The sequence below is a fragment of the Psychrobacter sp. CX21 genome, from assembly GCF_057396255.1.
In genome coordinates this window covers 129447-142882 of sequence record NZ_JBXYJG010000004.1, presented here as the reverse complement: position 1 = coordinate 142882, position 13436 = coordinate 129447, and the positions used below count along the sequence as shown (strand labels likewise).

Here is a 13436-nt window from a genome sequence, read left to right as displayed (position 1 = left end):
AGTTGATAAATAAAACATCTGATGAAATTAAGTATTGTTATTCATATCTTTCAGTAGTTAATCGAACACTATAACGCCACTACTTAGAAGTAGTGGCTTAAGTGATATCATAAGTTAAATAATAAAATATTAAATATCTACCATTCAATATTTTTTCAAATGCCTTAAGACTTATGATTATCGGTTTTATTCTTTTTTAGTAGCACCAGTACTGCACCATTGCCGCCATCTTTAGGCGGTGCAGAGCTAAAACCTAGCACTTCAGGCAGTTGTCTTAACCAGCCATTAACACATGTTTTTAATACAGCATCAGTACCTTTGCCGTGTACTATTTTAACGACAGTTTCATTGTTCTTTTTAGCCTGAGCTATTAGGGCAATTACGGCTTCTCTAGCTTCATCAATGGTAGCACCATGGATGTCTACCGCATCATACCAGCGTAGCTTACCTTGTTTAAGCTGATTAAAGACTTTATTCTGTAACGTCGGCGTTTTGTAGATTAAATATGAATCTCCACTGACAGGATTGAGTAGCGCTTGCATATCTGATAAGCCTGATTCTAAAGTTTCAATCTCATCTCCTTGGGCCGCTGCACGCTTTGATAATGTATCAGCATCAGGTTTAATTTTAGGTTCTTTAACCTCAGAGATTGTATTGTTATCTTTTATAGGCTCAACACCTGCCATGGCTTGCATAAACAATATTTTTTCATCATCTATATGCTCGCTATCCAACTGTTTGACTGTTTTTTCAACTTGTTTTTTTGTGGGTAGCGCTACAGGATCAGTTGGTTTTACATTTTCTGGATCATCGGGCGAGGTAGCACGGCCTTTACTCAATTCACTTTTCAGCTCTTTAAGCTGATTTTGCATGTCTTTAGAAAATAATGATTTAGTCATATTGTCGTTCACTTTATTTATTTAATGAGCTTAAGGCGTATACCTATTTGCAAATGAAATAAGTTATGGTCTAGAAATGTCTATATTTTCGCCAACCTTTGTCTAATTTCTAGATAATATGCCTATATTATCTTCGAAATAGTTCGTGTTTGACAAAAATCTATCACATTTTTAGACTCATAGTCCTAATAGGGACACGACCTAAAGTTTGATATATATTCGTATTAATAGTTGAATTTGATCTAATTAGGACAGAATTAGAAAGCTATTTGCAAACTATTTGAGAGCTATTTTAAAACTATAATGTATCGATTATAACGACTCTATTAAGCTTTTAAGGGTATCCCCAGGATGGTCTGTTTTCATAAATTGCTCCCCAATTAAGAAGCTTGAAATATTGTTATCTAACATAAGCTTTATATCATCAGAATTGTGAATACCACTTTCGGTCACTAATAGTTTTGATTCTAGTTTAACATCTGTATGAGTATCTATATATTGTTTAAGCTCTAAAGAGGTTTCAAGATTCGTATTAAAAGTGTTTAAGTCGCGATTGTTAATACCGTAAATATTATGTTGGGAATGAGGCAGCTTTAAAGCTCTTTCTAACTCTTGTAGGGTATGCACCTCAATTAGAACATCCATATCTAAATCACAGGCTAATTGATGTAATGAATAAAGCGTATCATCATCCAAACAGGCCACAATCAATAAAATACAGTCTGCACCTAATAAATAAGACTCGTAAATCTGATAAAGATCTATCATAAAATCCTTACGTAAGATAGGCAGATTGCTGGCTTCTTTTGCTTCTTTTAAATAGGTGTTACTACCTTGGAAATACAGTTCATCCGTTAATACTGACAAGCAGGTTGCGCCTGCTGCTTCATACTGTTTGGCAATAGAAGCGGGATTAAAATTAGGACTAATAATACCTTTTGAAGGAGACGCTTTTTTAATTTCAGCAATAATACCGGGCTGCTTCAGACAGCTCTTATGGCGTAGAGCGTTTGCAAACCCTCGACGCGGTGCGTTATTGGATTCAAACAATTCTAAAGCTTCTGATTTTATATCATCAATGGGTTTATTAGCTTTAGCTATAGATACTTCATCTTTTTTGGTTTCGATAATTTTTTTTAGTATCGAAGGTATTTCAAGGGTGTTATTCTGCATCATAATAAACTCGAGTTTAAGAACACTTTATATATATCGTCTTTTCTAATGATTTAAGCATTGTCAGGTTTAGCGCTGACAGTAAAATAAAAATATTAATACTATAAGTTAGGGGCTGTATAGAATTGATTCATGGAACTGGCAGTGGCTATTTTTTAGTCAATATGCAGGGAAATTTTCGCAGCTTAGTTGTTCTAAGTTAGATAATTTCACAATATATTGGCAAAAAATAGCCCTTCCCTGTAAGGCTGATGCTAAAATTGCCCCAAACGTTGTTGTAAACCTAGCTAAGGTCTAGACATTATCAGCGGTTTACGCCTAGTTTGGAACACAGCTTGGATAAATTGGTAGCTATCAGCAGTCCTAATAAATCAATTCTATACAACCCCTAATTAAACATTAGGTTAATTTGTAATTTAACAACATTATGATTCATCAAATGCTTGAGTAAAAGCCGCTAATTCATTCATTTTTTCCAGCGCCTTACCGGATCGAATAATATTCTGTGCTTGGCTGACACCATTAGGGAGGTTACTGGCCAGTCCTGCCACGTAAATAGCCGCGCCAGCATTCAATGCAATCATGTCTCTTGCTTTATTTACACTACTTTTTGTTGACTTGTCGCCCGACAAAGCAGCTTGAATAAGATTGAGACTTTCATCAGAAGAATTCACACTCAAGCCGATTAGCGTTTGCGATTCTATACCTGCGTCTTCAGGATATAACTCATATACCGTCACTACTCCATCTTTAAGTTCTGCAACTTTAGTGCTGGTAGCAAGACTGATCTCGTCCAAGCCATCTTTAGAGCCTACCACCATCACATGATTTGCACCTAAGTTTTTAAATACATGAGCCAAAGGTTCGCACAACGTGTCTGCAAATACACCAACGAGTAAATTTTTGACACCAGCGGGGTTGGTTAAAGGGCCCAGTATGTTAAAGATGGTACGAATCCTTAGCGCTCTACGCACAGGAATTGCATGTTTCATGGCTTTATGATGATTAGGTGCAAATAAAAATCCAATGTTTTGCTGCTCTATACATTGGCGGGCTTGATCTGGAGTAATACTTAAGTCTAGACCTGCCTGCTCAAGCAGATCAGAGCTACCAGATTTTGAAGACACCCCTCGATTTCCATGCTTTGCAACATGCGCGCCTACAGCGGCAGCAACGAATGCAGAAGCGGTGGAAACGTTAAACAAATTACTGTCATCTCCACCAGTACCAACAATATCAACCAAATTTTCGCAGTTTGGTTCAATTTTGGTCGCAAAATCTAACATGACACTTGCAGAAGCGGTTATTTCGTCGATGGCCTCACCTTTCATATTTAATCCAGTGAGGATAGCACCCATAGCTGCGTCTGAGCATCGCCCATCCATAATTATCGTCATGACTTCACGCATCTCTTTGACCGTCAAATCGATGCGTTTGGTAATACGGTTTAATGCGGTGGTCAAAATGTGGTTAACCTGATCATCAGTTAAATTTGCCGTAGAAAAAGCTTCATTATGTGTCATAAGTTTCAAATTATTAGTAGTTTAAGAAGATTTGAAGTCAATGATATATTTCAAAAATCATAACATTTATGGCATACATCATCATATTATGTCATAAGTTCTCATATCAGAACATTATAATATAGTCCCAGAAGTCAAATGGTTACAAGGCGCCGAGTGAAAGTATAACTCATGTAGGCTTAGCAAGTTTAACGTTTCAACCGTTTCGTAGTTTGTTGACTATAACGTGACGGTATTTTCTAAATTCAAATAACTGACAACACTATAGACATATTTAAATCTCAACCCCTCTCTCAACTTATTACACCCTATAGTAGGGCATGCTTTTAGCCCAGCCTAATTTATCTATTAACCTTATATGCTGGATTAAAGCAACAGCCTACGCAAAGTTTTTGACAGTAAGGTAAATCTCATAAAATTTATAAATGAAATTCACAATAGATAGCAAGTCTATTGAACTCAAAGCGACTATATTTAAACCAAATCATTGAGTTTTAAAAAGTTTTTAAATAGCTTCAGCCCGTCGTGACTTAGAATAGATTCAGGATGAAACTGAACCCCTTCAATAGGAAATTGCTTATGGCGTATGGCCATGATTTCATTAAGTTCCGTATCCAACTCATTTAGTAACATATTAGGATTTGATAGATGGATGTTTGGATTTGTTGGGTGGCATTGCGCAGATGAATCAATAGGCGCTGAGCTTTCTATGCTTTTAGTGGATAGTGTGTTGTGTGACGTGTTATTAAGACGATCTTCACTACGCGTCCAAGCCGTCACTACTAAGCTTGATGGTAATGTCGCTTTATCAACAATTAAAGAATGATATCTGGTAAATTCAGTAGGGTTATTTATACCTTTAAATAAGCCTGCTTGATTATGATATATTTTAGAGACTCTACCGTGCATCACTTTTGGTGCATGTATAATTTTTGCACCAAATGCTTTTGCAATAGCTTGATGACCTAAGCAAACGCCGAGAATAGGAATACTATTATAAAATTGATTCACGCAGTCCAAAGTTATACCAGCCTGAGATGGGGTACCAGGGCCAGGGCCGAGAACAATCGCTTTAGGAGACATATGCGTGATTTCTTTGATACTAATGTCGTCATTTTTACAGACGAGCACGTTGGTATTTAGCTGTTCTAAGTATTGCAAAATATTGTAGGTAAAGCTGTCATAGTTATCTATTAGCAATATCATAATTTAATTGGCACTTTGTAAATAAATTTATAAGCGATATTATAAGTGAGTTAAAGAGCGAGATTATAAGTGTATCAACGAGTGAATTAATAAGCGGGTTTATAAGTGTGTTGACAAGCGAATTGATAAGACAATTAATAAGTCAATTAATAATAGAACAAATGACAACTTATTGAATTGAATGACACGCATTCAAAAAATAAATAGGGTGATATCATTTCATACTAATATGCACTAAAATAGTTCTTTCCTGTTTACTATTGCACAATAAAAGTGCCTTTATAATTTAAAATTTGTTTATTGACAGTGCATATCGATTTTTAATAAATCTCTAATAGCTGATCAAATTACTCATTCCTTATTAAGGCTTGAAATTATAAGCGATAGGGCCGTAAATTTCACCCTACTAAATATTGGTAAATGATTCTGGCATATGATTTGCAATATCTAAATAAGAAAATCTTAAGTTAAAAAACTTAATTTATGAATGAGAAGCCATTAGATAAGGACGTCATTTAAAGTATATATTGATACGGCTCTTTGATTATTATTTAAGTTACTGATTTAGTTGCTAGAGTGGTATATAAGCTGTTATCAAAAACTGATTTATATTTTGAGGTTCATCTTTTAAGGGTTTATATTGAAAGACTACTAGGTTTTTATTCTGCTGTCGCCTATACTATTTTAAGCCTTTACTAAATCATGAAAGCCTATAATATGTATATGGATGAAAGTAACGTATCAATAGGAATAACTTAGGAATAACTTAATTTTTTAAACGTGCTATATAATCATATATTGCATAAATTTTTAGAATTAGTTGCGTTTGAACTAACGACAACTAAGTATTTGTTACTAATAAATGGAGAGACATAAAATGTCGAACAAACTTTTTGATCTAATCAATGAATCTGGTGCTAAATGGGTAGATTTTCGTTTTACCGATACCCGCGGTAAAGAGCAACATATAAGTTATCCAGCGTCTACAATCGACGAAGATGTCCTTGAAGATGGTAAAATGTTTGATGGATCATCAGTAGCAGGCTGGAAAGGTATTGAAGCGTCTGACATGATTCTACGTCCAGATCCTGAAACTGCGTTTGTAGACCCGTTTTATGATGCAACGACAGTTGTTGTAACCTGTGACATCATTGAGCCTACGACGATGCAGGGTTATTCTCGTGATCCACGTTCAATTGCGCGCCGTGCAGAAGAATATTTAAAATCTACAGGCATTGGTGATACGGCTTACTTTGGTCCAGAGCCTGAATTCTTCGTATTTGATGACGTTAAATGGTCAGTAGATATGTCAGGTGCCCGCCATCGTATCACAGCGGAAGAAGCGGCTTGGTCTACTGATAACGACTATGATTGGGGTAATATGGGTCACCGTCCACGTGTTAAAGGCGGTTATTTCCCTGTACCACCAGTAGATAGCTCACAAGATCTTCGTTCGGTTATGTGTCAGCGTTTAGAAGACATAATGGGTCCAGACCGCGTTGAAGTACATCATCATGAAGTTGCATCATGTCAGTCTGAAATTGGTGTTTCATTCAACACTATGGTTCGTAAAGCTGATGAAGTTCAGCAATTTAAATACGTAGTCCATAACGTCGCACATCAATTCGGCAAAACTGCGACCTTTATGCCAAAACCTATCGTTGGTGATAACGGCTCTGGTATGCACGTGCACATGTCAATCTCTAAAGATGGTGTCAACACGTTTGCTGGTGATGAATACGCTGGTTTATCAGAAAATGCACTATATTACATCGGTGGTATTATCAAGCATGCTCGTGCGCTAAATGCGATTGTTAATCCATCAACTAACAGCTATAAGCGTCTAGTACCACATTATGAAGCGCCTATCATGTTAGCTTATTCAGCTCGCAACCGTTCAGCATCTATCCGTATTCCATATGTCAGTTCACCTAAAGGTGTACGCGTTGAAGCACGTTTCCCTGATCCTACTGCCAACCCATATCTAGCTTTCGCGGCTTTATTGATGGCTGGCCTTGACGGTATTCAGAACAAAATCCATCCTGGTGATGCAGCTGATAAAAACTTATATGATCTTCCTCCTGAAGAAGAAGGTTCAATCCCAACTGTTGCTGAAAACCTAGAAGTAGCGCTTCAAGCTCTTAAAGATGACCATGAGTTCTTACTAAAAGGTGATGTATTCACTAAAGACATGTTAGAAGGCTTTATTGATCTTAAAGAAGAAGAAGTTCAGCGTCTAAATACAACAGTACATCCAGTTGAATTTGACATGTACTATAGCTTATAAGCCGTTGTAGACTGCTTCTAATAATCAAAACAATAAAATCCCTGACTAAAAGTCAGGGATTTTTTTTATTAATCTTTAACGCTCAATTACTTCATCCAAGGTATGAGCTCAATCGTACCGCTAGCAGTAACGCCCAGCTTAGTATTACCGCCTTCAAAGTTTTGAGCGGGTACACTACCTTTAAAAGAAGATTCGCGCATCATCATTACCGGACGTGGCTGATAACCACCATTGGTATTAAGAGAAACATTGACGATTTGATACCCGCTCATGTCCCAAGTTTCAGTTAAAGATTTCGCTTGCTCTTTAAATTGCAGTGATGCTTTTTTGATTAACGCCTGTTCTATTTGTTTTTGTTTGTTCTCAGAGACGCCAAAGTTAATATTTTGGATGACTAAGGTATTTTGTAATTTAGAAATTAGCTCGCTAGTGCTAGTAAAGTCGTTGCTATTTAAATCAATACTGACAGAGCCTGTCCAGCCCTTTATTTTGCCATCTTTATTATATATTGGATGGTTATTTTGTTGACCGGTAGTTGCAGTCACGGTAGGGTAGCGTTTAGCGATATTAAGTGCTTGATTAATAGCGGTATTTAACTGAGTAGCTAGTAGATTTGGGTCAGAGGATTGTACTTGTTTGGATAAAGTAGCCGTTACTTCATCATTTTCGACCTCTTGTCTCGCTTCTACATCAAAGCTGATTTGATTGTAGCCATTGGGTTCTGCATGCGCAACTTGAGTGATTGATGCAGCACAACCGATTAATGACAATAAGCTGGCTTTAGTTAGCGTTTTAGACATTGATTTAAGCATAGAGTGAATCCTTACCCTTAAAGTTATTAGATTAATGAATTGGTTTATTTAAGCATACTAGTTTATTAGGAATATTAGTATTGCCACTTATAAACATACCAACTAAATAGTAGCAGTTTTAAATATTGCCGTAAGTTCTAAACCTGTGAATATTGTTTCGATAAAAAACTGAAATTTAATTATTCCAATACGCGCAACTTCACTACATCAATGATACTTTACATAAATGATACTTTACATAAATAATACTTAGTCAATAAGGGTTACTATTAATTCGAATCTACTTGAAAACAATGAAAGTTTAGGTATAATACGTGTTTGGTGGCTCCATTGGTAGCCTCGCAACAGTGTACTACGAACCCCGCCAGGACCGGAAGGTAGCAACGGTAGTAGATATATTGTGTGCCGAGGATGTGCTGATGGGGCCATCTTTTTTTATGTCTAAAATCTATTCATAGTTATTGTTTTATAAAGTTTATGAGTCATGATGGTCTGCCACTATAAAGTGTCAGACTTTTTTTATTTTTGCACAATTTAGAAGATTACTACACAATGTATAGTTTATTGATTGCTATGATAAATGCTTACAATATTTAAGAGTTATATTGAATCGTCAGATAATATCGATTACGCCATAAGTTATGGAGAATCATAAGTAATTAATTGAATCATAGGCTATTGACTGAATCATAAGCTTTGATTAAGCACTGTGGTATTAATAGGTTCTCAAGTTGTTTATTAACTAATCCTTGATCAATTCGTAAGTTATAAAAATTATAAAAAAGGTGACTGCTATGAAAGCCGAAATTATCGCCATTGGAACTGAGATATTAATTGGTCAAATTGTGAATACCAATGCTCAATATATGGCTAAAGAATTGGCAGATTTGGGCGTGGATGTCTACTTTCAAGGAGTGGTAGGTGATAATATGATCCGCGTTAAGGAGGCGCTGAGCATAGCCAGTAAGCGTTCAGACATAGTAGTTTGCTGTGGAGGTTTGGGACCAACTGAAGATGATTTAACCAAAGACGCTATCGCCGAATTTACGAACTCTAATCTGATTATCGATAAAGCAGCGGAACACAAAATCCTTGAATTGTTTAAAGGCGGGGGTAAGTCACTAATCGCCTCTAATAAAAGACAAGCCAATATTATTAAAGGCAGTCATATACTTCAAAACGAAGTTGGACTTGCTGTGGGCTTTGTTCATCAATACCAAGGCACCTATTTTGCAGTGATACCAGGCCCACCTAGAGAAATGAAAGTAATGTTTGAGTGTGCGCTTAAGCCTTATATTGATAACTTACTTGGCAAGCGAAAAAAGCTTTATTCAAAGTATCTTAAGTTTGGCAATATCGGTGAGTCTGCTGTGGAGAATACTCTAAAAGATTTAATTAAACACCAAAAAGAGGTATCAATTGCCCCTTATGCCGGTATAGGTGAGATTACAGTTCGGTTGTCAGTTAAATCACAGAGTGCTGAACACGCAGAAAAGGATATTAAACCAATCGCAAGTCAGATAAAGGAGTTATTGGGTAACTATCTGTATAGTGAACAAAATGAGTCACTTGAACAGGTATTAGGTCAAATACAGATTGATAACTTTGGGGTTATTGAAATTAACACCAGTGCTTACTTGAGTCATAGAATCTTAAGTACGGACGCCACCTATGAGAATTTATTAGTTAGCACTACCAAAACTGAAAAAATGAATATCACGCCAGCATCGGCAAAAAGTCAGTTTATAGAATTTATTAACCAACACCAGTTAGAAAATGGTTTGGGTTTATTACATTGCAAAGTCTCTCAAACATCAGTGACAGCATCTGGTCGCCCAAAGAAACGGTTCTTTATTGCTTTGTGTATTAACAACCAAGTGACAGTTATTGAAAGAACCATTATCGGAGATAGACAAGCAGTTCAAATACGAGCGGCTAAAACGGCATTATTTATGTTCATCAAACAATTAAAAGAGCAGTGATACATCAACCCTTTAAGATGCATAAACGCTTTAAGATGGATCAACATTTTTTAATGCATCAAGACTTTAAGTTGCATCAAGACTTTAAAATGTCAGAATGTCGAACTCATATCGAAAATTTCGAACATACGAGAGGTTAGAGTAGATACGTTATTAAAGCAGATTATAGTATAAACATAAAAAAAGCTTGCCACATTAATGTGACAAGCTTTTAAGAATATGGTGGAGATGGCGGGAGTTGAACCCGCGTCCGCCAGCACTACGCTCATGAATCTACATGTTTAGGGTCTGTCTTTAGTTTTAGCCCGCACCGAACCGACAGTCAGGTTGGATTGGGCGATCCTTTAAGTTTGAACCCAAACAACTAAGGCAGTTGCTTAAGCGAACCCATATGCGTGCGCTTCAACTCGTCTAACCCACTATGGGTAAAGGGCAGAGGAGTAAGCAGGGTTTAAGCTGCTAGAGCGTAAGTTTCGTCGTTTGCGACTATAACAATATATGTTTGATTTACGAGAGGACATATACTCTCGACATGCATCATTGAGTTTCATCACCAGCGTCGAAGCCAGAACATCCCCAATTGATAGAACGACATATTATACTATATTTCAGTGTTTTAAACAAGTTTGATCCATTGAGTCTTATTGGATGCTGTCCTTAAAAAGCACTTATTTAATAATAAGGTATAACGTCTCACACAACTTATATATTAGTCTTAAATAAGAAATATCAAGACCTTTAGTATAAAACTTCTATATAAGAATATAGTCAGCGAACTACTAAACGGTTACGGTGCAACCTCACTCGCCCTAATGTACTATAGTCGGCGAACTTATAAAGAGTCACGGTGTTAACCTCGTTAAGCCTACCCTAGTAGTACTTGCTCTAGGTTGCCTTGTGACTACTTTAAAGTTCTTTAAATATAGTATTCGCACTCGGTTGCATAGTAATTATTTTAGATTACTTTAACTACAGTATTAAAATGACGATATAAAAAAAGCCAGCCTAAGCTGACTTTTTACTAAACTATAAGCTTTATAATACTCTTATTATTCTGAAGCTTCTTCAGTAGAGGTAGCTTCTTCTTCAGTCTCTTCGCTAGAAGTTACTGCAGTTTCAGCTTCTTCGTTAACAGGTTCTTCAGAAGCTTTCTTAGCGGCTGCTTCTTCAGCTTTCTTTCTGTCAGCTTCTTTCTTAGCAGCTGCAGCTTCGGCAAGACCATCTTCAGACATAATGGTTACTAAGATATTAGCAAAGATGTCATGGTGAAGCTGGATATCAACCTTGTATTCACCAATCTGACGTAAAGTACCTTCTGGTAATTTAACTTCAGAACGGTCAACTTCAAGACCTGATTTAGTAAGTGCATCAGCGATATCACGTGTACCTATAGAGCCGAATAACTTACCATCTTCACCAGACTTAGCGCGCATAATAACATTAACATCAGTTAATGCATCCGCACGTTCTTTAGCAGCTGCAATTTCTTCAGCTTCAATGGCTTCAAGCTCAGCACGACGTGCTTCAAATCTTTCAACGTTCGCAGCTGTTGCAGGTAACGCTTTACCTTGAGGTATTAAAAAGTTACGACCGTAACCTGATTTAACATCAACAGTATCGCCAAGCTTACCAAGGTTGACGATACGCTGTAATAAAATAACTTGCATGAGTCACTCCTAAGTTGGCTTACTGATGGTTGTCAGTGTATGGTAGCAATGCTAAATAACGGGCTTGTTTGATAGCAGTTGCTAATTGACGCTGATACTTGTTTGAAGTACCAGTGATACGGCTAGGTACAATTTTACCATTGTCACTAATATACTGTTTTAATAGCTCAACATCTTTATAGTCGATGTGAGTGATACCTTCAGCAGTAAAACGGCAAAATTTACGACGGCGATAAAAACGTGCCATGGGTGTTCTCCTTAAATGAGCTTAAATTATGCGTCAGACTCGGCGTTCTGATCGTTTTCATTGTCTTCACGTGGCGATTTGCGAGTGCGTTTTTCGTCAGCACTTTTAGCTAACTGCGAAGGCTCAGTAATCGCTTCATCACGACGAACAACCAAACTACGGATAATCGCGTCGTTGTAACGGAATAGCTCTTCAAGCTCTGATAGAGTTTCACCATCACACTCAATATTGAATAATACATAGTGAGCTTTATGGATTTTGTTGATTGGATAAGCCAACTGACGACGGCCCCAATCTTCAAGACGGTGTACAACACCACTATTGTCTTGAACTAATTTAATATATCGCTCAACCATACCTACTACTTGGTCGCTTTGATCTGGGTGTACGATAAGCACCACTTCGTAATGTCGCATTTAGGACTCCTTACGGATTAATAGCCATTGACACCATTGTCAATAGCAAGGAGATTTATAGCAGATGCAAATTTGGGTGAATTTAATTACACCACTTATTAAAATACATCTACAGCTAAATAAATTTAAACCACTAAATAAGCAACTTAAAAATAAGATACTTAAAATGAGCCATATAAATTATTATTTGACTAGTTTGCTATAAAGCGCGGGATTATATCATTTGTGTACAAAATTGACAAGCTTTGTGTCAAAAGATTGCAAACATGAATAACTGATTGTGGCGACGCTAAAATGCGTTTAGAGTATGTCATAACTTAAATAAAAATTGCAAAAATTATTAAATATCAGCTCTTAGTTGAACTCAAATTGAATCTTTAACAGCTCTCGCTGTGCATTTATTCAGTACTAATATACAGAACTAAATTATAGGTTATAAAAGGTATGAATCGAAAAGCCATTTTAATAGGCGCAACAGGTCTGGTCGGGCAACATTTGGTTGAGTACTTGAGCCGAATGTATGACAGCTTAATTATCATCTCAAGAGTTGCGCCGAAGCATATTGATAGCCATATGCAGTATTATCATTTAGGCGACTTTAGCAACCTAGAACAAACCATGACAAACATCGATATCGGTGCAAATACTGATGCATTTACTTGTCTTGGCACCACCAAACGGCTTGCAGGTAGTGAGCAAGCGTTCAAAGCCGTTGATTATGGTTTTAATTATCAGTTTGCGAAGCTATGCTGCAATAAAGGTGTAGAACGATTTTATTTACTATCTGCCAAAGGCGCAGATACCAACAGTCGATTTTTTTATAATCAAGTAAAAGGTGAGCTTGAAGAGTCAATAAAACAACTTGGATATAAAGAGCTGGTTATTTTCCGCCCCTCCTTACTATTGGGTATGCACAAAGGGCGGGTGCTTGAGAACTCTGCGCAAGTTGCATTCAAGCTTGTCTCACCTTTGGTGTCGAAATCTTTTGGTTCGCGTCCTATTGAAGCACAGCGCGTTGCTGCAGCGATGGCATTAAGCGCCCAGCAAGTATACGATCGTCATAAGTACGTCGATGGATATACAGATAAAGAAAAAGTCAAAAACAAGATAACTATCATTGAAAACAAACAACTGCTTGCGATGACACGTATAAAGTCTTAAGCTTATTTATCAACGTAACTAAACTTATGTTCATATATAAATCACCAAACCATATATAAAATA

The 13436-nt window shown here is 36.8% G+C and carries 10 protein-coding genes, 2 other RNA genes and 1 pseudogene; 4 read left to right on the top strand and 9 right to left on the bottom strand.

Annotation, left to right across the window (positions count from 1 at the left end):
• Positions 1–164 precede the first annotated feature (164 nt).
• From AC2SLP_RS04070 to AC2SLP_RS04055, 4 genes are all read right to left on the bottom strand, one after another.
• Entirely contained in the window at positions 165–899 is a 735-nt protein-coding gene (locus tag AC2SLP_RS04070) for a Smr/MutS family protein (protein ID WP_486535352.1), read from the bottom strand.
• Positions 900–1211: 312 nt separating this feature from the next.
• Complete coding sequence (trpC, locus tag AC2SLP_RS04065; RefSeq protein WP_486535421.1) at positions 1212–2072, bottom strand: indole-3-glycerol phosphate synthase TrpC; 861 nt, start codon at positions 2070–2072, stop codon at positions 1212–1214.
• Positions 2073–2497: 425 nt separating this feature from the next.
• Positions 2498–3595: an anthranilate phosphoribosyltransferase gene (gene trpD / locus AC2SLP_RS04060; protein ID WP_486535351.1), complete on the bottom strand. Its 1098-nt coding sequence runs from the start codon at positions 3593–3595 to the stop codon at positions 2498–2500.
• Positions 3596–4069: 474 nt separating this feature from the next.
• Complete coding sequence (locus AC2SLP_RS04055) at positions 4070–4801, bottom strand: anthranilate synthase component II (RefSeq protein WP_486535350.1); 732 nt, start codon at positions 4799–4801, stop codon at positions 4070–4072.
• Between the two features lie 877 nt (positions 4802–5678).
• Here AC2SLP_RS04055 and glnA point away from each other — a divergent pair.
• Entirely contained in the window at positions 5679–7088 is a 1410-nt protein-coding gene (gene glnA, locus AC2SLP_RS04050) for a type I glutamate--ammonia ligase (RefSeq protein WP_486535349.1), read from the top strand.
• Between the two features lie 86 nt (positions 7089–7174).
• On the opposite strand, the gene AC2SLP_RS04045 is transcribed toward glnA, so the two are convergent.
• A complete protein-coding gene (locus tag AC2SLP_RS04045; protein WP_486535348.1) occupies positions 7175–7900 on the bottom strand; it encodes an SIMPL domain-containing protein in 726 nt (241 codons plus the stop codon).
• 328 nt (positions 7901–8228) lie between these two features.
• Here AC2SLP_RS04045 and ffs point away from each other — a divergent pair.
• Together ffs and AC2SLP_RS04035 are read left to right on the top strand one after the other, a co-directional pair.
• Positions 8229–8325: signal recognition particle sRNA small type (ffs, locus tag AC2SLP_RS04040), an RNA gene on the top strand.
• A gap of 369 nt (positions 8326–8694) precedes the next feature.
• Positions 8695–9882, top strand: coding sequence for a CinA family nicotinamide mononucleotide deamidase-related protein (locus AC2SLP_RS04035; RefSeq protein ID WP_486535347.1), 1188 nt, complete (start codon positions 8695–8697; stop codon positions 9880–9882).
• Between the two features lie 220 nt (positions 9883–10102).
• Here AC2SLP_RS04035 and ssrA read toward each other — a convergent pair.
• The 4 genes and pseudogenes from ssrA to rpsF form a co-directional block, all read right to left on the bottom strand.
• Positions 10103–10460, bottom strand: a transfer-messenger RNA (tmRNA) gene (gene ssrA, locus AC2SLP_RS04030).
• Between the two features lie 594 nt (positions 10461–11054).
• Positions 11055–11549, bottom strand: a pseudogene (gene rplI, locus AC2SLP_RS04025) (50S ribosomal protein L9); the annotation flags it as partial.
• A 19-nt stretch (positions 11550–11568) separates the two neighbouring features.
• Positions 11569–11796 (bottom strand): 30S ribosomal protein S18, encoded by a 228-nt coding sequence (gene rpsR / locus AC2SLP_RS04020; protein ID WP_007395263.1) that lies wholly within the window; start codon positions 11794–11796, stop codon positions 11569–11571.
• A 26-nt stretch (positions 11797–11822) separates the two neighbouring features.
• Positions 11823–12212 (bottom strand): 30S ribosomal protein S6, encoded by a 390-nt coding sequence (gene rpsF / locus AC2SLP_RS04015; RefSeq protein ID WP_486535346.1) that lies wholly within the window; start codon positions 12210–12212, stop codon positions 11823–11825.
• Positions 12213–12656: 444 nt separating this feature from the next.
• Between rpsF and AC2SLP_RS04010 the strand changes: the two genes are divergently transcribed.
• A complete protein-coding gene (locus AC2SLP_RS04010) occupies positions 12657–13373 on the top strand; it encodes an NAD-dependent epimerase/dehydratase family protein (protein WP_486535345.1) in 717 nt (238 codons plus the stop codon).
• The last annotated feature ends 63 nt before the right edge of the window (positions 13374–13436 follow it).